The sequence below is a fragment of the Citrobacter sp. GW821-FHT02E08 genome (genome assembly GCF_059421685.1).
In genome coordinates this window covers 1-20,991 of the sequence record NZ_JBWKVL010000025.1, presented here as the reverse complement: position 1 = coordinate 20,991, position 20,991 = coordinate 1, and the positions used below count along the sequence as shown (strand labels likewise).

General features: G+C 51.4%; 24 protein-coding genes, 1 other RNA gene, 1 pseudogene and 1 other annotated feature. Of the genes and pseudogenes, 14 read left to right on the top strand and 12 right to left on the bottom strand.

Annotation, left to right across the window (positions count from 1 at the left end):
• The first annotated feature begins 29 nt into the window (after positions 1-29).
• Positions 30-155, top strand: a sequence feature (Phe leader region).
• Both pheL and pheA read left to right on the top strand, forming a co-directional pair.
• Positions 31-78: a pheA operon leader peptide PheL gene (gene pheL, locus AC07UY_RS21195; RefSeq protein ID WP_102000890.1), complete on the top strand. Its 48-nt coding sequence runs from the start codon at positions 31-33 to the stop codon at positions 76-78. It overlaps the preceding feature by 48 nt.
• 22 nt (positions 156-177) lie before the next feature.
• Positions 178-1,338, top strand: a complete 1,161-nt coding sequence (gene pheA / locus AC07UY_RS21190) for a bifunctional chorismate mutase/prephenate dehydratase (protein WP_301703337.1) — start codon at positions 178-180, stop codon at positions 1,336-1,338.
• 105 nt (positions 1,339-1,443) lie between these two features.
• Here pheA and tyrA read toward each other — a convergent pair whose 3' ends face one another.
• Both tyrA and aroF read right to left on the bottom strand, forming a co-directional pair.
• Entirely contained in the window at positions 1,444-2,565 is a 1,122-nt protein-coding gene (tyrA, locus tag AC07UY_RS21185) for a bifunctional chorismate mutase/prephenate dehydrogenase (RefSeq protein WP_276294277.1), read from the bottom strand.
• 10 nt (positions 2,566-2,575) lie between these two features.
• On the bottom strand, positions 2,576-3,646 hold the full coding sequence (gene aroF / locus AC07UY_RS21180) for a 3-deoxy-7-phosphoheptulonate synthase AroF (RefSeq protein ID WP_494661597.1): 1,071 nt from the start codon (positions 3,644-3,646) through the stop codon (positions 2,576-2,578).
• 214 nt (positions 3,647-3,860) lie between these two features.
• On the opposite strand from aroF, the gene AC07UY_RS21175 reads away from it, so the two are divergent.
• The 4 genes from AC07UY_RS21175 to AC07UY_RS21160 all read left to right on the top strand — a co-directional run bounded on the left by AC07UY_RS21175 (position 3,861) and on the right by AC07UY_RS21160 (position 6,630).
• Positions 3,861-4,235, top strand: coding sequence for a DUF2799 domain-containing protein (locus AC07UY_RS21175; protein WP_494661596.1), 375 nt, complete (start codon positions 3,861-3,863; stop codon positions 4,233-4,235).
• 159 nt (positions 4,236-4,394) lie between these two features.
• Entirely contained in the window at positions 4,395-4,913 is a 519-nt protein-coding gene (yfiR, locus tag AC07UY_RS21170) for a regulatory sequestration protein YfiR (RefSeq protein ID WP_494661595.1), read from the top strand.
• Entirely contained in the window at positions 4,906-6,129 is a 1,224-nt protein-coding gene (dgcN, locus tag AC07UY_RS21165) for a diguanylate cyclase DgcN/YfiN (protein WP_203360346.1), read from the top strand. Before yfiR ends, dgcN begins: the two co-directional genes overlap by 8 nt.
• 15 nt (positions 6,130-6,144) lie before the next feature.
• Positions 6,145-6,630, top strand: coding sequence for an OmpA family protein (locus tag AC07UY_RS21160; RefSeq protein WP_494661594.1), 486 nt, complete (start codon positions 6,145-6,147; stop codon positions 6,628-6,630).
• Between the two features lie 3 nt (positions 6,631-6,633).
• Here the strand turns inward: AC07UY_RS21160 and AC07UY_RS21155 are convergent, their stop codons facing one another.
• The 7 genes from AC07UY_RS21155 to ffh all read right to left on the bottom strand — a co-directional run bounded on the left by AC07UY_RS21155 (position 6,634) and on the right by ffh (position 12,248).
• Positions 6,634-8,001, bottom strand: a complete 1,368-nt coding sequence (locus AC07UY_RS21155; protein ID WP_494661593.1) for a PepSY-associated TM helix domain-containing protein — start codon at positions 7,999-8,001, stop codon at positions 6,634-6,636.
• Between the two features lie 63 nt (positions 8,002-8,064).
• On the bottom strand, positions 8,065-8,475 hold the full coding sequence (locus tag AC07UY_RS21150) for a DUF2946 domain-containing protein (RefSeq protein WP_494661592.1): 411 nt from the start codon (positions 8,473-8,475) through the stop codon (positions 8,065-8,067).
• 134 nt (positions 8,476-8,609) lie between these two features.
• Entirely contained in the window at positions 8,610-8,957 is a 348-nt protein-coding gene (rplS, locus tag AC07UY_RS21145; RefSeq protein WP_203360309.1) for a 50S ribosomal protein L19, read from the bottom strand.
• Between the two features lie 44 nt (positions 8,958-9,001).
• The gene (gene trmD, locus AC07UY_RS21140; protein WP_192613132.1) at positions 9,002-9,769 is read right to left on the bottom strand and encodes a tRNA (guanosine(37)-N1)-methyltransferase TrmD; all 768 of its coding nucleotides are present in this window, start codon (positions 9,767-9,769) and stop codon (positions 9,002-9,004) included.
• Between the two features lie 30 nt (positions 9,770-9,799).
• A complete protein-coding gene (gene rimM / locus AC07UY_RS21135; protein WP_203361224.1) occupies positions 9,800-10,348 on the bottom strand; it encodes a ribosome maturation factor RimM in 549 nt (182 codons plus the stop codon).
• Between the two features lie 18 nt (positions 10,349-10,366).
• Positions 10,367-10,615: a 30S ribosomal protein S16 gene (rpsP, locus tag AC07UY_RS21130; RefSeq protein ID WP_162382693.1), complete on the bottom strand. Its 249-nt coding sequence runs from the start codon at positions 10,613-10,615 to the stop codon at positions 10,367-10,369.
• A gap of 271 nt (positions 10,616-10,886) precedes the next feature.
• Positions 10,887-12,248: a signal recognition particle protein gene (gene ffh / locus AC07UY_RS21125; protein WP_276294267.1), complete on the bottom strand. Its 1,362-nt coding sequence runs from the start codon at positions 12,246-12,248 to the stop codon at positions 10,887-10,889.
• Between the two features lie 165 nt (positions 12,249-12,413).
• Here ffh and AC07UY_RS21120 point away from each other — a divergent pair, with 165 nt between their 5' ends.
• Both AC07UY_RS21120 and AC07UY_RS21115 read left to right on the top strand, forming a co-directional pair.
• Positions 12,414-13,205, top strand: a complete 792-nt coding sequence (locus AC07UY_RS21120) for a cytochrome C assembly family protein (protein WP_494701888.1) — start codon at positions 12,414-12,416, stop codon at positions 13,203-13,205.
• A gap of 19 nt (positions 13,206-13,224) precedes the next feature.
• On the top strand, positions 13,225-14,511 hold the full coding sequence (locus AC07UY_RS21115; protein ID WP_192614393.1) for an HlyC/CorC family transporter: 1,287 nt from the start codon (positions 13,225-13,227) through the stop codon (positions 14,509-14,511).
• Positions 14,512-14,570: 59 nt separating this feature from the next.
• Here the strand turns inward: AC07UY_RS21115 and grpE are convergent, their stop codons facing one another.
• Positions 14,571-15,164, bottom strand: a complete 594-nt coding sequence (gene grpE, locus AC07UY_RS21110; protein WP_203360306.1) for a nucleotide exchange factor GrpE — start codon at positions 15,162-15,164, stop codon at positions 14,571-14,573.
• Between the two features lie 122 nt (positions 15,165-15,286).
• Between grpE and nadK the strand changes: the two genes are divergently transcribed.
• From nadK to bamE, 3 genes are all read left to right on the top strand, one after another.
• Complete coding sequence (gene nadK, locus AC07UY_RS21105) at positions 15,287-16,165, top strand: NAD(+) kinase (protein ID WP_203360305.1); 879 nt, start codon at positions 15,287-15,289, stop codon at positions 16,163-16,165.
• A gap of 85 nt (positions 16,166-16,250) precedes the next feature.
• Positions 16,251-17,912, top strand: coding sequence for a DNA repair protein RecN (gene recN / locus AC07UY_RS21100; protein ID WP_494661559.1), 1,662 nt, complete (start codon positions 16,251-16,253; stop codon positions 17,910-17,912).
• Between the two features lie 149 nt (positions 17,913-18,061).
• Positions 18,062-18,406: an outer membrane protein assembly factor BamE gene (bamE, locus tag AC07UY_RS21095; protein ID WP_192613139.1), complete on the top strand. Its 345-nt coding sequence runs from the start codon at positions 18,062-18,064 to the stop codon at positions 18,404-18,406.
• Positions 18,407-18,469: 63 nt separating this feature from the next.
• Here bamE and AC07UY_RS21090 read toward each other — a convergent pair whose 3' ends face one another.
• Both AC07UY_RS21090 and ratA read right to left on the bottom strand, forming a co-directional pair.
• Positions 18,470-18,760 (bottom strand): RnfH family protein, encoded by a 291-nt coding sequence (locus tag AC07UY_RS21090; RefSeq protein WP_203360303.1) that lies wholly within the window; start codon positions 18,758-18,760, stop codon positions 18,470-18,472.
• Entirely contained in the window at positions 18,750-19,187 is a 438-nt protein-coding gene (ratA, locus tag AC07UY_RS21085; RefSeq protein ID WP_203360302.1) for a type II toxin-antitoxin system toxin RatA, read from the bottom strand. Before ratA ends, AC07UY_RS21090 begins: the two co-directional genes overlap by 11 nt.
• Before the next feature lie 170 nt (positions 19,188-19,357).
• On the opposite strand from ratA, the gene smpB reads away from it, so the two are divergent.
• The 3 genes and pseudogenes from smpB to AC07UY_RS21070 form a co-directional block, all read left to right on the top strand.
• Positions 19,358-19,840, top strand: coding sequence for an SsrA-binding protein SmpB (gene smpB, locus AC07UY_RS21080; RefSeq protein ID WP_192613142.1), 483 nt, complete (start codon positions 19,358-19,360; stop codon positions 19,838-19,840).
• A gap of 248 nt (positions 19,841-20,088) precedes the next feature.
• Positions 20,089-20,452: a transfer-messenger RNA gene (ssrA, locus tag AC07UY_RS21075) on the top strand.
• Between the two features lie 165 nt (positions 20,453-20,617).
• Positions 20,618-20,914, top strand: a pseudogene (locus AC07UY_RS21070) (integrase arm-type DNA-binding domain-containing protein); the annotation flags it as partial.
• Positions 20,915-20,991 lie beyond the last annotated feature (77 nt).

Here is a 20,991-nt window from a genome sequence, read left to right as displayed (position 1 = left end):
ACTTTACTCTTGTCACCAAAGGAAAATGACATGAAACCAACACCGTTCTTCTTCGCATTCTTTTTTACCTTCCCCTGAATGGGAGGCGTTTCGTCGTGTGAAAAAGAATGCGAAGACGAACAACAAGGCCTCCCAAACCGGGGGGCCTTTTTTATTGATAACAAGAAAGGCAACACTATGACATCGGAAAACCCGTTACTGGTACTGCGAGAGAAGATCAGCTCGCTGGATGAAAAATTGCTGGCCTTACTGGCCGAGCGTCGTGAGTTGGCGGTTGAAGTGGGCAAAGCCAAACTGCTCTCTCATCGCCCGGTGCGCGATATCGATCGTGAACGTGATTTGCTGGACAGATTAATCACGCTCGGCAAAGCGCATCATCTTGATGCACACTATATCACCCGCCTGTTTCAGCTCATTATTGAAGACTCCGTTCTTACCCAACAGGCCCTGCTGCAGCAACATCTGAATAAGATTAACCCCCACTCTGCGCGTGTGGCTTTCCTTGGGCCCAAAGGTTCCTACTCTCATCTCGCCGCCCGTCAATATGCCGCCCGCCACTTTGAGCAGTTTATCGAAAGCGGTTGTGCAAAATTTGCCGATATCTTTAATCAGGTTGAAACCGGACAAGCAGACTACGCCGTCGTGCCGATTGAAAACACCAGTTCCGGCGCCATTAACGACGTTTACGATCTTCTGCAGCACACGACGCTGTCCATCGTCGGCGAGATGACCATCACTATCGACCACTGTGTGCTGGTTTCTGGCACGACCGATTTGAATACCATCGAAACGGTATACAGCCACCCGCAACCGTTCCAGCAGTGCAGCAAGTTCCTGAGCCGTCACCCACACTGGAAAATCGAATACACCGAAAGCACGTCTGCAGCGATGGAAAAAGTGGCACAGGCGAACTCTCCACACGTAGCCGCGCTGGGAAGTGAGGCTGGCGGCGTATTACACGGTTTGCAGGTCCTTGAGCGTATTGAAGCGAACCAGACGCAAAATATTACCCGCTTCGTCGTTCTGGCGCGCAAAGCAATCAACGTTTCTGATCAGGTTCCGGCAAAAACGACGCTGTTAATGGCAACTGGCCAACAGGCGGGGGCGCTGGTTGAAGCACTGTTGGTGCTGCGCAACCACAATCTGATTATGACCAGACTGGAATCGCGTCCGATCCACGGTAATCCGTGGGAAGAGATGTTTTACCTCGACATCCAGGCTAACCTGGAATTACCGGAGATGCAGAAAGCGCTGAAGGAGTTGGGAGAGATCACCCGTTCCATGAAGGTCCTGGGGTGTTATCCCAGCGAGAACGTGGTGCCGGTGGATCCGACCTGAAACAAAAGTCAGTTTGCCGGATGGCGCTGCGCTTATCCGGCCTACAATTCATGCAATTTTTGTAGGCCTGATAAGACGCGCCAGCGTTGCCATCAGGCATCTTACTTACTGACGGCTATCATTCGCCTGACGTAGCAGCGTACGACTTTCATTCTGGAAGCGTTTGGCGTAATCACCAAACCAGTGTTCGACCTTGCGGAAGCTGTCAATAAAAGCCTGTTTATCCCCCTGCTCCAGCAACTCGATGGCTTCACCAAAACGCTTGTAGTAACGCTTGATCAACGCAAGGTTGCTTTCTGACGACATAATAATATCGGCATACAGTTGCGGATCCTGGGCGAACAGGCGTCCTACCATCGCCAGTTCAAGGCGATAAATAGGTGAAGAAAGCGCCAGCAACTGTTCAAGCTGGACATTTTCCTCTGCCAGATGCAGCCCGTAAGCGAAGGTAGCAAAATGGCGAAGGGCCTGAATAAACGCCATATTTTGATCGTGTTCGACAGCGCTGATGCGGTGCAGGCGTGCTCCCCAGACCTGAATTTGCTCCAGGAACCACTGATAGGCCTCCGGCTGACGACCATCGCACCAGACCACCACCTGCTTCGCCAGGCTGCCGCTGTCCGGACCAAACATCGGATGCAGACCAAGAACCGGTCCGGCATGCGCCGCCAGCATCGCCTGCAAAGGACCGTTTTTCACCGATGCCAGATCGACCAGAATGCAATCAGACGGTAAACGCGGTAATTTTGCAATCACCTGCTCAGTCACGTGGATTGGCACACTGACAATCACCATCCCGGCATCGGCAACAATCTCCTCGGCGCGATCCCAGTCCTGCTGCTCAAGAATGCGTACCTGATATCCTGAAAGCGTGAGCATTTTCTCGAACAGTTGCCCCATTTGACCGGCACCACCGACGATAACCACCGGACGCAGAGAAGGGCAAAGGGTCTTAAACCCTTTGTCATTCTCACTGGAATAAGACTCACGCATGACCCGGCGCAGCACATCTTCGATGAGATCGGGTGGAACCCCCATCGCCTGAGCCTCAGCACGGCGTGAAGCCAGCATCGTGGCCTCACGTTCAGGTACGTAAATCGGCAGTCCAAAGCGGCTTTTGACTTCACCGACTTCAGCCACTAATTCCAGACGGCGCGCCAGCAAATCCAGCAGCGCCTTGTCCACTTCATCTATTTGATCGCGTAATGCGGTCAACTCAGCAACCATAACAAGCCTCTTATGCTACACGCGCCGCCAGATGACCGTTCAGATTTCCACGAATTTCACGCAGCAGTGCGTCGGTGGCTTCCCAACTAATACACGCATCTGTCACAGACACACCGTATTTCATATCGTTGCGCGGCTGCTCAGAAGACTGATTGCCTTCGTGAATGTTGCTTTCAATCATTAAGCCAATGATTGAGCGATTTCCATCTTTAATCTGCGCAACCACAGACTCAGCCACGGCAGGCTGACGGCGGTAATCTTTATTTGAATTACCATGGCTGCAATCTACCATCAGAGAAGGATGCAGTCCTGCCTGTTCCATCTCTTTTTCGCATTGTGCGACATCGGCAGGGCTGTAGTTAGGTGCTTTGCCGCCGCGCAGTATCACATGGCCATCAGGATTCCCCTGAGTCTGCAACAGCGCGACCTGGCCCGCCTGATTGATCCCAACGAAACGGTGAGACTGTGCTGCGGCACGCATCGCATTGATCGCTGTCGCCAGGCTGCCATCCGTCCCATTTTTAAACCCAACCGGCATGGAAAGACCCGATGCCATTTCGCGGTGAGTTTGCGATTCAGTGGTACGAGCGCCAATAGCGGACCAGCTGAACAGATCGCCCAGGTATTGCGGGCTGTTAGGATCCAATGCCTCTGTTGCCAACGGCAGTCCCAGATTGACCAGGTCAACCAGCAGCTGACGCGCAATTTTCAATCCGGCTTCCACATCAAAAGAGCCATCCATATGAGGATCATTAATCAACCCTTTCCAGCCAACGGTAGTCCGGGGTTTTTCAAAATAGACGCGCATCACCAGGTAGAGGCTATCGCTGACCTCTTCGGCAAGGGCTTTAAATCGACGAGCATATTCCAGCGCAGTTTCAGGATCATGAATAGAACACGGCCCACACACCACCAGCAGACGAGGATCGCGACCGGCGATAATGTCAGAGATGATTTTACGTGACTGGGCGATTTGCGCCTCTTGTGACAAACTCAGCGGGAATTCCGCTTTCAGTTGTTCTGGCGTCATCAGTACCTGTTCGTCAGTGATGTGTACGTTGTTCAGCGCGTCTTTTTGCATGATGGTGATCCTGTTTAGCTCGTTTGCGATAGTTTTCCTCAGTGAGGATGGCGTAACGATACCACAACAGGTAAAGATTTCAATCCACATTCCGTAAATTTTATTTTACAGGCATCAACTTTAGTGCAGCCAGTAAGCATCTTTATGTAATTATAAATTTACACTCCGGTATTTATTAATCCGCTATGCTTTGAAAAACACAGGAGAACCGGCAATGAAGCGATTCACAGGCGCACTACTCATAATACTTCTCAGCGGATGTCAGATAGATCCTTATACGTTCTCCCCTACCTGGACCGGTACTGACTGGTACGATGCCGGTATTGAAGATGCCATTGCAGGATATGCCGTTAAAGATAACGACATGCTTGCCGATACCTTTAATGACCCGGAAGTCGACCGGGCGCAATACCTTAAAGGCTATGCGGAAGGCCAGCGAAAAACCTGCCAGCAAGATTTAGCGTATGCCAGAGGCCTGGCAGGGAAAACATTCCCCGCCAGCTGCGATACCGTAGAAAATGTCAGCGAGATACGCAGCGCCTGGCAAAAAGGTGCCGACGAAGGGGCAAGCGCAATACGGCTCAATTAATAAAAACCTTACGAATAAATACTCGCATGAGATTTACCTTAAGAGACATCTATTAATCTGTAGGGTGTAATGACTCTCAGGCAAAATAATGTTATTTTGTTGTAAACAATCACGGATGTATTTAAATGCTTTACAGCTGATGCTGGTGAGGACCTGTCTATGATATTTTCTCACCGACTCATATTACTGCTAACTCTTTTAATGGCGGGATTGCCACTTTACGCTGCGAGCATGACCGACGAAGCCAAATCTGTGCGTTCGATAGTTTCTGGCATCGTCAGCTATACACGCTGGCCTTCGTTATCAGAACCACCAAGGTTGTGTATTTTCTCCTCGTCTCGTTTCACCAGTGCACTTGGAGATAGTCATTCGGGGCCATTACCCTACCAGCCAGTTATCATCCGCTCGGAACAGGAAGCACTGACCGCGCGTTGCGATGGTTTTTATTTCGGAAATGAATCCCCTACCTATCAGGTGGAATTAACGAATAAATATCCGTCTAAGGCATTGTTATTAATTGCAGAACAAAATCCCAAGTGTATTATCGGCAGCGCTTTTTGTTTGATTATTAACAATGATGAAGTCAGATTCTCCGTTAATCTGGATGCACTCTCGCGCAGTGGCGTCAGAGTAAATCCGGACGTATTGATGCTTGCACGGAATCAAAAGCATGGGTAAGAATCTCTCCCCAATCACGCGGCCGACGTTCAAACGGACATTACGACGCATCAGTATGATTAGCGTCGTGGTGACGATGACCCTGATCTGGTTGCTGTTATGCGTGGCGTCTGTTTTGACGCTGAAACAGTATGCGCAAAAAAATCTGGATTTGACCGCCGCCACAATGACCCACAGCCTTGAGGCTGCGCTGGTGTTTTCTGATGGGACTGCTGCGGCAGAAACGCTGGCGGCGTTGGGGCGACAAGGCCAATTTTCAGCGGCAGAAGTCCGCGATAAAAATCAGAAATTGCTCGCAACCTGGCATTATGATGCCAGAGCCACCGACGACAAGCTGAGTAGCTTAGTCAACCACTGGCTGTTTCCGCTACCGGTCACTCAACCGGTCTGGCATAACGGCAATGTGATCGGTGAAGTTCGCCTGACCGCCCGTGACAGCCTCATCAGCCATTTTATCTGGTTGTCTTTGGCGGTCCTTACCGGGTGTATTTTACTGGCGACAGGCATTGCGATTCTTCTCACTCGCTATTTGCACAATGGCGTGGTTGACGCACTGCAAAATATCACGGACGTGGTACACGACGTGCGCACTAATCGTAATTTCTCACGCCGGGTTTCCGAGGAGCGCATTGAAGAGTTTCATCTATTTGCGCAGGATTTCAATAGTCTGCTGGATGAGATGGAAGAGTGGCAATTACGACTGCAGGCTAAAAATGCCCAGTTGTTGCGTACTGCACTGCACGATCCATTGACCGGTCTTGCAAATCGGGCTGCATTTCGCAGCAGCATTAACGCGTTGATGAACGATAATTCCGCCCGTAGCAGCTCGGCATTGTTATTCCTGGATGGTGATAACTTTAAATTAATTAATGACACCTGGGGTCACGCAGCTGGCGACCGCGTTTTAATTGAAGTGGCGAAAAGGCTGGCGGAATTTGGCGGTAAACGCCATCACCCTTACCGCCTCGGCGGGGACGAATTTGCCATGGTACTTTATGGCGTTCATTCAGAATATGAAGTCCAGCGCATTTGCGCCGCGCTTTCGCAAGAGTTTAACCGGCCTTTTGATCTGCTTAATGGGCATCTAGCGAACATGACGCTGAGTATTGGTTTCGCCCTGACGTGGGAAAATGCGACCGCTGAAAAATTACAAGAATTGGCCGATCGTAATATGTATCAGGCTAAACATCAGCGTTCTGCACGCTGGATTAAATAATAAGGAATTACACACATGATGAAGCGTCTTTTTTCTCCACTTATTCTGGCCACCTTGATTTTGACGGGTTGTCAGGCACAGCCGCAGGGCAAATTTACCCCCGAACAGATTGCAGCGATGAAGTCATACGGATTTACCGAATCCGCCGGAGACTGGTCTTTGGGACTTTCCGATACCATCCTGTTTGATAAAAATGACTACAAACTGCGCCCTGAAAGCCAGAAGCAGATCCAAAGTATGGCTTCCCGATTATCGTCTACCGGACTGAACCATGCCCGCCTGGACGGTCACACAGATAACTACGGCGAAGACAGCTACAACGAAGCGTTATCACTCAAGCGTGCAAATGTGGTGGCAGATGCCTGGGCTCAAGGTGCGAACGTTCCGCGAACGAATCTGACGACGCAGGGTTTAGGCAAAAAATACCCGGTCGCCAGTAATCAAACGGCAAAAGGCCGTGCTGAAAACCGCCGCGTCGCCGTCGTTATCAGCACGCCTTAATCATTAGTCGGCTGACTGCGCCTGGAGAGCACGAGAAGCACTGAACCAGCGCAGCCAGTCAACAACCATAAACAGCAAGAGACTGACTCCCAACACTGGCATCACTACCCCCAGCGCGGCAGCCAGAACCGCCAGGCCGACCCTTCCTTGCCAGTTGATCGCAAGAATCCCCTGAGCAAGCGTCTGAACGGGATTAACCTCCGAGCGTGCCGGGCGACGGTTCCACCACAGTCGATAGCCGATCACAATCATCAGACATAGCCCAACCCCGAACGCGATCAACGCGACTTGGTTTAACACGCCAAACAGTATCCCCATATGAAAATCCACACCCCAGCGCGTCAGTTTCGCCATGAGCGGGAAATCAGAAAAATGCGTACGATCGATAACGTGCAGGGTTTGCGGATCCACAGAGACAGCATCAACCTGAGTTGGCCAACGGCGATCGATTTCCGTCACCGTCCAGCCATGCTGCGCGTCCTTTGGCGGTCGGATCTCCAGTCGGCTGGCATCGATTCCTGACACCTGCGCAACATGCAACACTGCATCAAACGCGTTTGCATCAACGCTTTTTGCAGGCATCTCCATTCCCACAGAGTGCCCATGATGACCAGCATGTTCATCCTGCACTGGCATAACGCCATCCCGTTGTGTGTTAACCTGCGGTGTTAGCCAGCCAAAAGTGGCCCGCATTTTATCCACATTGCCGCCAGCCCACTGCGACCATGTCAGGCCGGTTGCCGAGAAAAGCAGCATCCCCACGAGCAAAATCCATCCCAGCGTGACATGTAGACGGCGATGACTCTGTTCGCGGTTTTTCAGCCGACGTTTAGGACGGGTAAAATACCAAAGCGTAATGCCGCCCAGCGCCGCCACCCACATCCAGGAGGCGGCCAGCTCGCTATAAATTCGCCCAACATCGCCGAGCAGCAAAGAGCGGTGCGCATAGTCGATCCATTGTCGCAGCGGTAAAATACCGCTGGTGCCATAGACCGTCATATCGCCTGTTACCGCCAGCGTAACCGGATCAATAAAAATTGCCCGGTTCTCCGACGCATTCAATACAGGGTCGGCAAACATGACGCGTGTCGTTTGCCCCGCTTCCAGAGCCGGACGCACAGCATGCAATCGCAAATGTCCGCCGGTTACCTGTTCAGCGATGGCGATTTGGGCCGCCAGCGGCTGCGTCTCACCCTGAACACTGCCTTGCAGCGCTTGCGAATAGAGCGCCTCCTCCAGCTGTGGCGTCGCCACATACAGCGTCCCTGTTAAGGCCGCCACGAAAATAAATGGCCCGACGAACAGACCAATATAGAAATGAAGACGTCGCAGCAGGGTAATCCATGCCGCGCGTGAAGTGCAGGTGGTCATACTTTTCCTCAGAACAAGCAAAAGAGTGCCGTGACGCTTTCGCGCACAGACTTATTGTAAGAATCAGGAAATAGCAGACCTGCGCGGCGGCGCGCGCGTATTGGGGAGAAGCCAGGGAAAGAAATGCCAGTGTTTAACAATCGGTCGCGGGGGCGCACTTTTCTGCCGGAGCAATATTGCGCATAGCAGAAGCACAATCGCCAGAATCAACCCAGGAACATGCGCGAACAAGACACAATAGCCGCACGCTTCTCCATGGTCGACGGGCATCGTTGCGGGCGCAGACTGTTGATGATGCTCATCGGGTTCAGCCATCATGCTCATCTCATGATACATGCCCGGCATTGCACTCATGGGGTCTTTTTGCAGAGAAACCGAGATCAGCGGCGCGACAACAACCAGCAGGATCGCGAACAGCGCGAGCCATGCCGCGTTGTATTGATGACCTGACTGGCGAAATGTCCCGATATCCACGGTTCCTCCTGCGACGACGGAGGCATTGTAAATGATACATGACAAAAAAGTTAACAAAATGAACCAATCAGTCATAAAAAAAGGGCCAGCCAATTGGCCAGCCCTTTTTAACAGGATGTCGCCTGAGCGATATCTTAGTTAAGACGCTCTTTGATACGAGCAGACTTACCAGTACGCTCACGCAGGTAGTACAGTTTAGCTTGACGAACAGCACCACGACGTTTGACAGAGATGCTGTCAACTACCGGAGAGTGAGTCTGGAAGACACGCTCAACGCCTTCGCCGTTGGAAATTTTACGAACAGTGAATGCAGAGTGCAGACCGCGGTTACGGATAGCGATAACCACGCCCTCAAATGCCTGCAGACGTTTTTTGGAACCTTCAACAACCCATACTTTCACTTCCACGGTATCACCCGGACGGAAGGAAGGTACGTCCTGCTTCATCTGCTCTTGTTCAAGTTGCTTAATAATGTTGCTCATAATTTAATCTCTTATCCTGGGTAAACTGATATATCGGGAGCGTGTTACGCATGCCCATCATGTTTATGTTGCTGTTGTGCGTGTTCCGTTTTGAACTCCGCCAGCAACCTTGCTTGCTCTTCAGTCAGAGCCAGGTTTTCCAGAAGTTCAGGTCTTCTAAGCCAGGTACGGCCCAGCGACTGCTTCAAACGCCAGCGACGTATCTCAGCATGGTTCCCCGACAGTAACACCGCCGGTACTTCCATCGTCTCTAACACTTCAGGTCGGGTATAGTGTGGACAGTCCAGCAATCCATCGGCAAAAGAATCTTCCGTTGCCGAAGCTTCATGACCCAGAACCCCCGGAATGAACCGGGAAACGGAGTCGATCAGCGTCATTGCTGGTAACTCACCACCACTGAGAACGTAATCGCCGATTGACCATTCTTCGTCAATTTCGGTTTGGATCACGCGCTCATCTATGCCTTCGTAGCGACCACACACCAGAATCAGTTTTTGATTCGTTGCCAGTTCGCTAACGCCCGCTTGATCAAGCTTGCGTCCCTGAGGTGACAGATAAATCACCTTTGCGCCTTCACCCGCCGCGCTTTTTGCTGCATGAATAGCATCCCGCAAGGGTTGCACCATCATTAACATCCCCGGTCCGCCGCCGTAAGGACGATCGTCCACGGTACGGTGCCGGTCATGCGTGAAGTCCCGAGGACTCCAGCTCTGGATGCTCAGCAGGCCATTTTTTACTGCCCGGCCAGTTACCCCGTAATCGGTAATTGCGCGGAACATTTCAGGAAACAGGCTAATTATGCCAATCCACATAGCGCCGTCTTTTACCGTTTATCCGGTGGTTTAAAAACCAGGATCCCAATCTACTTCGATAGTACGAGTAGTGAGATCGACTTTCTTGATAACCTGCCCATCGAGGAACGGTACGAGACGTTCCTTGATACCAAACGCATCTTTCAGGTTTGCCTTAATGACGATGACGTCATTTGATCCGGTTTCCATCATATCGACGATTTTACCGAGATCGTAGCCTTCAGTGGTCACTACCTGGCAGCCCATCAGGTCTTTCCAGTAGTAGGTTCCCTCTTCGAGCGCAGGCAACTGCGAAGAATCCACGACAATTTCGCAATTGGTCAGCAGATTCGCAGTATCACGATCGTCAACGCCTTTCAGCTTGATGATCAGATCCTGATTGTGGTGCTTCCAGCTTTCCAGCTGTACTTGCTGCCACTGACCCGCCTTCTGGATAAACCAGGGCTGATAGTCAAAAATGCTTTCGGCGTCTTCAGTGGAAGAAAACACTCTGAGCCAACCACGGATACCGTAAGAAGAACCCATTTTCCCCAGAACAATGGGTTCAACAGGGACTTGTGCGGCGAGTTGCTTGCTCATCATGACCACCGTGACAGATTAAGCTGCTTTGTTTGCTTCTTTGATCAGCGTAGCTACGCGATCAGAAATAGTCGCGCCCTGGCCAACCCAGTGAGCGATGCGATCCAGATCCAGGCGAGTGCCTTCTTCTTTTTCGCTAGCGATTGGGTTAAAGAAGCCAACGCGCTCGATGAAGCGACCGTTACGTGCATTACGGCTGTCAGTAACAACAACCTGGTAGAACGGACGCTTTTTAGCGCCGTGACGAGCTAAACGAATAGTTACCATAACATCCTCTTGTGTGAATAGAACACCCGGGCCCCATCGAGGGACGGGGCCCGGGTGTCATATTAAAAGCCCGAAAATTTTACTCATTTCTGGGGAAATTGCAATCAGCATATGCTTCACATATGCCAAACAAGGGATATAAGGCGTATATCGGTGCAGCCAGTTTAGTTCCGGCGTGCGCGCAAAAAGCGGAGCGTACATGCAGTACGTGAGCATTTTGAGCACACCCCGGGGCTAAAATGGTAAACAAGATAGCCTTATTCCCTTGTTTTTAGCGGCCAGGGAACCCGGGGGGCATCATCCCTTTCATACCACGCATCATTTTCGCCATACCGCCTTTCTTCATTTTCTTCATCATGCGCTGCATGTCGTCGAACTGTTTCAGAAGACGGTTAACGTCCTGTACCTGCATGCCGCAACCGGCTGCGATACGACGTTTACGGGAACCTTTGATGATTTCCGGCTTGGCGCGCTCTTTCAGGGTCATCGAGTTGATGATAGCCTCCATACGCACCAGCACTTTGTCATCCATCTGCGATTTGACGTTGTCAGGAATCTGCCCCATGCCCGGCAGCTTGCCCATCAGGCTCGCCATTCCGCCCATGTTTTTCATCTGACGCAGTTGCTCAAGGAAGTCGTTCAGATCGAAGCCGTCGCCTTTTTTCAGCTTGCTGGCCAGTTTCTCAGCCTGCGCGCGGTCAACTTTGCTTTCGATATCTTCGATCAGCGACAGCACATCGCCCATGCCGAGAATTCGGGAAGCGATACGGTCCGGATGGAACGGCTCCAGCGCTTCAGTTTTCTCGCCGACGCCGAGGAACTTAACGGGCTTACCGGTAATATGGCGAATAGAGAGCGCTGCACCGCCGCGGGCGTCACCGTCCACTTTCGTCAGTATCACACCCGTTAACGGCAGCGCTTCGTTAAACGCTTTTGCCGTATTGGCGGCATCCTGACCGGTCATGGCGTCAACCACAAACAGGGTCTCAACCGGATTAATCGCGGCGTGTACCTGTTTGATTTCGTCCATCATCGCTTCATCAACGTGCAAACGACCGGCGGTATCCACCAGCAGCACGTCGTAGAATTTCAGCTTCGCTTCTTTCAGCGCCGCATTAACGATATCAACCGGCTTCTGACCTACGTCAGATGGGAAGAAATCGACGCCAACTTGCTCAGCTAACGTTTCCAGCTGTTTGATCGCCGCCGGGCGATAGACGTCGGCAGAGACAACCAGCACTTTCTTCTTGTGCTTCTCGCGCAGGAATTTACCCAGCTTACCGACGCTGGTCGTTTTACCTGCACCCTGCAAACCCGCCATCAGCACGACAGCTGGTGGCTGTGCAGCCAGATTCAACGTCTGGTTTTCTTCGCCCATTGCCGCAACCAGTTCGTTACGGACAATCTTGACGAACTCCTGCCCTGGCGTCAGGCTCTTGTTAACTTCATGACCAACCGCTTTCTCTTTTACGCGATTGATAAACTCACGCACTACCGGCAGCGCAACGTCAGCCTCCAGCAGCGCCATGCGCACTTCGCGCAGCGTCTCTTTAACGTTGTCTTCAGTAAGGCGTCCACGGCCACTGATATTGCGCAGTGTGCGCGACAAACGATCGGTTAAATTATCAAACATTGTCTCTCGCCTGGGGTGGAAACGGTTGGTCGCTAGCGCGACACATCTACAGAATTTTGCCGCAGTATAACATGAAGCCGTCTTTGTTGTTATGCAACGGTTGGAGCAGCGGTCACGTAACGCTATACTGCTTCTCTTCCTACTGGCCAACTGTCGACACTTAATATGCCCGTTTTTGCCATGCTCGCCCTTGTCGCCTATTCCATCAGCCTTGCGCTGATCGTTCCTGGTCTGCTGCAAAAAAACAGCGGCTGGCGGCGTATGGCCATTCTCTCCGCAGTCATCGCGCTGGTGTGTCACGCGTTCGCGCTGGAAGCCCGCATTCTGCCTGGCGACGGCAGCGGACAAAACCTGAGCCTGTTAAACGTTGGCTCGCTGGTCAGCCTGATGATTTGCACCGTGATGACCATTGTTGCCTCACGCAATCGCGGCTGGCTTTTGTTGCCTATCGTCTACGCATTTGCGCTGATCAATCTGGCCTTCGCCACGTTCATGCCGAATGAGTACATTACTCACCTCGAAGCAACGCCAGGCATGATGATACACATCGGATTGTCGCTGTTCTCTTACGCAACGCTCATTATTGCTGCGCTGTATGCCTTACAACTGGCGTGGATTGACTACCAGTTAAAGAACAAAAAGCTGGCCTTCAGTAATGAAATGCCACCGCTGATGAGCATTGAGCGCAAAATGTTTCACATCACGCAGATTGGCGTCGTACTGCTGACGCTGACTCTTTGTACTGGTCTGTTTTACATGCATAACCTGTTCAGCATGGAAAATATCGACAAGGCGGTGCTCTCCATCGTGGCATGGTTTGTCTATATTGTCCTGTTGTGGGGGCATTACCATGAAGGCTGGCGCGGACGCCGTGTCGTCTGGTTTAACGTTGCTGGCGCGGGCATTCTGACAATGGCCTATTTTGGCAGTCGTGTATTGCAGCAGTTTGTAAGCTAAACCCTCTAAGGAGTTTCCCCTGGAACATATTTCCACCACCACGCTGATCGTCACGCTGATCATCATGGTGGTTATCTCAGCCTATTTTTCCGGCTCCGAAACCGGAATGATGACGCTGAACCGCTACCGCCTTCGTCATCTGGCAAAACAAGGCAATCGCCCTGCAAAACGCGTGGAAAAATTGCTGCGCAAGCCGGACCGTTTGATCAGTCTGGTGCTGATCGGCAATAACCTGGTGAATATTCTGGCGTCGGCGCTCGGCACGATTGTCGGTATGCGACTGTACGGTGATGCTGGCGTAGCGATCGCCACCGGCGTGCTCACTTTTGTGGTGCTGGTGTTCGCGGAAGTCTTACCAAAAACCATCGCCGCGCTGTACCCGGAAAAGGTCGCTTACCCAAGCAGCTTCCTGCTTGCTCCGTTGCAAATACTGATGATGCCGCTGGTCTGGCTGCTCAATACCATTACCCGTCTGCTGATGCGAATGATGGGCATCAAAACGGATATCGTTATAAGTAGTTCGCTGAGTAAAGATGAACTGCGGACCCTTGTGAACGAATCGCGCTCGCAAATTTCCCGTCGCAATCAGGATATGCTGCTGTCGGTGCTGGACCTGGAAAAGGTCAGCGTTGACGACATTATGGTTCCGCGCAACGAGATTATCGGGATCGACATCAACGACGACTGGAAGTCGATTGTGCGTCAGCTTTCGCACTCGCCGCACGGGCGCATCGTGCTCTATCGTGAGTCACTGGATGATGCCATAAGCATGCTGCGGGTTCGTGAAGCCTGGCGACTGATGTCGGAAAAGAAAGAGTTCACCAAAGAGACGATGCTGCGCGCCGCCGATGAAATTTACTACGTACCGGAAGGAACACCGCTCAGTACGCAGCTGGTAAAATTTCAACGTAATAAAAAGAAAGTCGGTCTGGTGGTCAACGAATACGGCGATATTCAGGGGCTGGTGACGGTTGAAGACATTCTGGAAGAGATTGTTGGTGACTTCACGACCTCCATGTCCCCCACCCTGGCAGAAGAAGTGACGCCGCAAAATGACGGTTCGGTAATCATTGACGGTAGCGCCAACGTTCGTGAAATCAACAAGGCGTTTAACTGGCATCTCCCCGAAGACGATGCCCGGACGGTAAACGGCATTATCCTGGAAGCACTGGAAGAGATCCCGATAGCGGGTACCCGCGTACGTATCGGTCAGTACGATATCGATATTCTCGACGTGCAGGACAATATGATTAAACAGGTGCAGGTATTGCCGGTAAAACCGCTGCGGGAAAGTGTGGCGGAATAAGGTCAGGAATTGTAGGCCGGGTAAGGCGTCAGCCGCTACCCGGCACTATGAGAGGCAGATTAGCCCTTCGCTTTTGCCACGGTGACCATGGCAGCACGAATGGTACGACCGTTCAGCGTATACCCTTTTTGCATCACACCCAGTACATTGCCCGGCGTAACATCTTCAGATTCCACCATAGCAATCGCCTGATGCACGTTCGGATCTAACGGTACGTTGACGTCTGCAATCACTTCAACACCAAATTTACGCACAACATCCAGCATGGATTTCAGCGTCAATTCAATACCTTCCACCATAGATGCCATGTCCGGGTTAGCTTTATCGGCCACTTCCAGCGCACGATCCAGGCTATCCACTACCGGCAGCAGCTCATTGACGAATTTTTCCAGCGCAAACTTGTGCGCTTTTTCTACGTCCAGCTCAGTACGGCGGCGCAGGTTTTCCATTTCCGCTTTGATACGCAACACGCTGTCACGTTCACGCGTCTGGGATTCAGCAAGCTGAGCTTCCAGATTCGCAATTTTTTCATCGCGCGGATCCACCTGCTCAGCAGAAGCGTCTGGTTCAACCGCCTCAACTTCTTCGTGCTGATCCATGATAATTTCTTCCGGGGCTTGCCCCTCAGGCGTTTTCTGTTCTTTACTACTCATGAATTTCTCCGCGTTTTTTTCGCATTCATCTCGCTAACTTCGCTTATTATGGGGATCAGATTCAGGGATTCAAGGGAAGCACTCACATTGTCATCAATCTTCGCTACAAGGACCTCGACAAAATGAATAATCATTTCAAGTGTATTGGCATTGTGGGACATCCACGTCACCCCACGGCACTGACCACACATGAAATGCTCTACCGTTGGCTATGCACCAAAGGTTATGAGGTTATCGTGGAGCAGCAAATCGCCCATGAATTACAGCTCAACAATGTGCAAACCGGCACGCTTGCGGAGATTGGTCAACAGGCTGACCTCGCGGTGGTGGTCGGCGGCGACGGCAACATGCTCGGTGCGGCACGCACCCTCGCGCGCTATGACATCAAAGTTATCGGCATCAACCGCGGCAACCTCGGATTCCTGACAGACCTTGACCCTGACAACGCCCTGCAGCAGTTAGCCGATGTGCTGGAAGGCCACTACATCAGTGAGAAACGCTTCCTGCTTGAAGCCCAGGTGTGCCAACAAAACTGCCAGAAGCGCATCAGTACCGCCATCAACGAAGTGGTTCTGCACCCTGGCAAAGTCGCGCACATGATCGAGTTCGAAGTCTATATTGACGAAATTTTTGCGTTTTCTCAGCGCTCCGATGGATTGATTATCTCCACCCCTACGGGTTCCACGGCCTATTCGCTCTCCGCTGGCGGCCCCATTCTGACCCCCTCGCTGGACGCGATCACTCTGGTGCCCATGTTCCCCCATACGCTCTCGGCTCGCCCGCTGGTAATCAACAGCAGCAGTACGATTCGCCTGCGTTTTTCGCATCGCCGTAACGATCTTGAGATCAGCTGCGACAGCCAGATTGCGCTTCCTATACAGGAAGGAGAAGATGTCCTGATTCGCCGCTGTGATTATCACTTGAATCTGATTCACCCTAAAGATTACAGCTATTTCAATACATTAAGCGCCAAGCTGGGCTGGTCAAAAAAATTATTCTAATTTAGCGCCAGGCTCTTTACTGTATAAAAAACCAGTTTATACTGTACGTAATTACAGTTATGGTTTTTCATACAGGAAAACAGCTATGTTGGCACAACTGACCATCAGCAATTTTGCTATCGTTCGTGAACTCGAGATCGATTTTCAGAGCGGAATGACCGTCATCACCGGTGAAACCGGGGCGGGTAAATCCATTGCAATTGATGCGCTCGGCTTGTGCCTGGGCGGACGGGCCGATGCCGACATGGTGCGCGTTGGCGCCTCGCGCGCCGATTTGTGCGCCCGTTTTTCTCTGAAAGATACCCCGGCCGCGCTACGCTGGCTCGAGGAAAATCAGCTTGAAGAGGGCCGCGAGTGCTTGCTACGTCGAGTAATCAGTAGCGATGGTCGCTCACGCGGCTTCATCAACGGTACCGCCGTTCCCCTGTCGCAACTGCGCGAACTCGGCCAGTTGCTCATTCAAATTCATGGTCAACACGCACATCAGCTCCTGACCAGGTCTGAGCATCAAAAAAATCTGCTTGATGGCTACGCGAACGAATCCACGCTGATTCAGGAAATGGCTGCGCGTTATCAACTGTGGCATCAAAGCTGCCGCGATCTGGCGCATCACCAACAACAAAGCCAGGAACGCGCCGCCCGGGCCGAATTGCTGCAATACCAGCTAAAAGAGCTTAACGAATTCAATCCACAACCCGGTGAATTTGAACAAATAGACGAAGAGTACAAACGTCTGGCCAACAGTGGGCAATTGCTCACAACCAGCCAGAATGCGCTGGCAATCATGGTCGACGGCGAAGACGTTAATTTGCAAAGTCAGTTGTATACGGCAAAACAGCTGGTCACTGAACTGGCCGATATGGACGGTAAACTTTCTGGCATTCTCGACATGCTGGAAGAAGCCACAATTCAGCTTAGCGAAGCCAGCGATGAACTGCGCCACTACTGTGACCGTCTGGATTTAGATCCCAATCGCCTGTTCGAACTGGAGCAGCGGATTTCAAAGCAGATCTCACTGGCCCGTAAACATCACGTTAGTCCGGAAGCATTGCCGCAATTTTATCAGTCTCTGCTGGAAGAACAGCAGCAGCTTGACGACCAGGCTGACTCTCTGGAAACCCTGACACTGGCAGTAAATAAACATCATCTTCAGGCGCTGGAAACAGCGAAAGCGCTGCACGGTCAGCGTCAGTTGTATGCGCAGGAATTGGGGCAACTCATTACCGAAAGCATGCATCTCCTTTCCATGCCGCATGGGATTTTTGCCATCGACGTGAAGTTTGACGAGCACCATTTAAGTGTGGACGGTGCTGACCGTGTTGAATTTAAGGTCACCACAAACCCGGGGCAACCTATGCAGCCGATTGCTAAAGTGGCCTCTGGTGGCGAACTGTCACGTATTGCGCTGGCTATTCAGGTGATCACGGCACGTAAGATGGAAACCCCAGCGCTCATCTTTGATGAAGTGGATGTGGGTATCAGTGGTCCAACCGCTGCGGTCGTCGGTAAACTGCTGCGTCAGCTTGGTGAGTCTACTCAGGTGATGTGCGTCACCCACTTGCCGCAAGTAGCGGGATGTGGTCATCAACACTTCTTCGTCAGCAAAGAAACCGACGGCGCAATGACCGAGACGCACATGCAACCACTGGACAAACGTGCACGACTGCAAGAGTTAGCACGTTTACTCGGTGGTAGCGAAGTGACGCGCAATACCCTCGCAAACGCGAAAGAACTGCTGGCGGCGTAAACTTTTTTTCACCTTCAGGGTCAGAGTACACAACGAAATCGCCGTAAGAGCCGACACCAAAAGGTTTTAAAGTGGTGAAAGGTCTATTATCATCGGCATATTACATATGAGCCGCGTACTGCTCGGGCCCGAAAAGGAATCAAATCACTATGCGCTGTAAAACGCTGACTGCTGCCGCAGCAGTACTACTGATGTTGACTGCAGGCTGTTCCACTCTGGAGCGAGTGGTTTACCGTCCTGACATCAACCAGGGGAACTATCTGACACCTAACGATGTATCCAAAGTACGTGTCGGCATGACGCAACAACAAGTTGCTTATGCTCTGGGTACTCCAATGATGTCCGATCCGTTTGGCACAAACACATGGTTTTATGTGTTCCGTCAGCAACCAGGGCACGAAGGTGTGACGCAACAAACACTGACGCTGACCTTTAACAGCAACGGCGTGTTAACTAACATCGACAACAAGCCAGCACTGACCAGCAATAAATAAGCTCGCAAATATCAAAAAAGGTGCTCGATGAGCACCTTTTTTATTGTGGCTGTCATCTCACAGCTACTTATTGCCTGACTTTTCTGCGCGCTGTCGCCGCAACTCTTTCGGGTCAGCAATTAATGGCCGATAAATCTCAACCCGATCACCATCATGAACCGCATCGGCAAGTTTTACCGGGCGACTATAGATACCAACTTTGTTCTTCGTAAGATCGATATCGGTGCGTAATTCCAGCAGCCCGGAAGCACGGATAGCCTCTTCAACCGTCGCGCCTTCTGCCAGCGTCACACGCTGCAGATACTGTTTCTCAGGCAAGGCATAGGCGACCTCTACGACAATTTTAGCCGGCACTGTAAACCTCTTTAGCGCGAACGGTGAAAGCCTGCACCATGTTGGAGGCCAGCTCCTTGAAGACACGCCCAAACGCCAGCTCAATAAGCTTATTGGTAAACTCAAAATCAAGCTGAAATTCAATGCGACACGCTTCATGACTCAACGGTGTAAACTTCCAGCCGCCAATCAGTTTTTTAAACGGCCCATCGACCAGATGCATCAGGATGCTCTGATTATCCGTCAGTTGATTACGCGTGGTGAACGTTTTGCTGATCCCCGCTTTCGAGACGTCCACTGCCGCAGTCATCTGCCCTGGCATCGACTCCAGAACACGACTGCCAATGCAGCCCGGTAAAAACTGGGGGTAGGACTGAACATCATTCACTAACTGATACATCTGCTCCGCACTGTAAGGTACCAAAGCTGTCCGGCTTATCTGAGGCATAGTTATTTCCATCAACATAAATCGAACAAATAATACCATTTATCATCTGGTAAAAAAAACGCTATACCTCCGGTCAGGTGCTTGCGGGTTCATGCTAAGATAATGCCTTCCCCCCGCAGGATGATAATGGGGTGTTTTTCGATTCCAGATTACCTATACTGAGCGGCATTATGACGAAGAAAAAAGCACACAAACCTGGCTCAGCCACCATCGCGCTTAACAAACGCGCCCGACACGAATACTTTATCGAAGAAGAGTTCGAAGCTGGACTTGCCCTGCAAGGTTGGGAAGTCAAATCCCTGCGCGCGGGCAAAGCCAACATTGGCGACAGCTATGTGATCCTGAGAGACGGCGAAGCATACCTGTTTGGCGCCAACTTCACGCCAATGGCTGTAGCCTCTACGCACGTCGTGTGCGATCCGACCCGTACCCGTAAACTGCTGCTTAATCAGCGTGAGTTAGACTCTCTCTATGGCCGCGTGAACCGGGAAGGCCACACCGTTGTGGCGCTCTCCTTGTACTGGAAGAACGCCTGGTGCAAAGTGAAAATTGGCGTCGCGAAAGGTAAAAAACAGCACGATAAACGTTCGGATGTGAAAGAGCGTGAATGGCAGTTGGATAAAGCCCGTATCATGAAAAATGCGGGACGATAACCGCCAGCCAAACTTTGTGGCCAGTATCATGATTGCAACTGGCCACTCCTCAATACTCACCTCCTGGCAATATCCCCAAAATTTAACCAGCAACGACAACCTGCGTTGATCGTCAGTAAGCGGAAACCGTCTCTGACGCTCTGAATAAACCGCATAACCGCATGAAATAAGCGCTATATGAGCGCTAAGCGACCAGATACAGACTGGCATTGAGCTTCACAAATCTGTTATACTTGCTTTAACACATTGGGGCTGATTCTGGATTCGACGGGATTCGCGAAACCCAAGGTGCATGCCGAGGGGCGGTTTGCCTCGTAAAAAGCCGCAAAAAAATAGTCGCAAACGACGAAAACTACGCTTTAGCAGCTTAATAACCTGCTCTGAGCCCTCTCTCCCTAGCTTCCGCTCTTAAGACGGGGATCAAAGAGAGGTCAAACCCAAAAGAGATCGCGTGGAAGCCCTGCCTGGGGTTGAAGCGTTAAAACTAATCAGGCTAGTCTGGTAGTGGCGTGTCTGTCCGCAGGTGCCAGGCGAATGTAAAGACTGACTAAGCATGTAGTACCGAGGATGTAGGAATTTCGGACGCGGGTTCAACTCCCGCCAGCTCCACCAAACATTGATATACTGAAGTTCAGTAAAGTCTACTAAGCCCGCACAGCACAAGCTCTGCGGGCTTTTTTATGTCCATTAACGTCTAGTGAGAATTGCTGGGAACCACAAGTTATGGCACCCTGAATGGGACCCAACACAAAGGGTCCAAAAATCGAGGGTCCCAAAATGGCAAAACTCGCAAAAAAACTCACAGATACTGAAATCAAAAGCACCAAACCTTCAGACAAAGAAACCAACCTGTTTGACGGCGATGGTCTGATGCTACGAATCGCTCCCCTCTCAAGTGGAGGAAGGAAAAATTGGTACTTCAGGTATGCTGTGCCAGTGACCAAAAAGCGAACTAAAGTGTGCTTAGGAACCTATCCTCACCTCACCCTTGCAAGAGCCAGAGCTTTACGGGATGAATATCTCTCCCTGTTAGCCAATGGCATTGACCCTCAGACCCATATCAACGATAAAGCATGATCTTACCCGCGAATAGTGGACACGCGACTAAGTGAGTAAACTCTCAATCAGAGGTGACTCATGACAAAACCAGT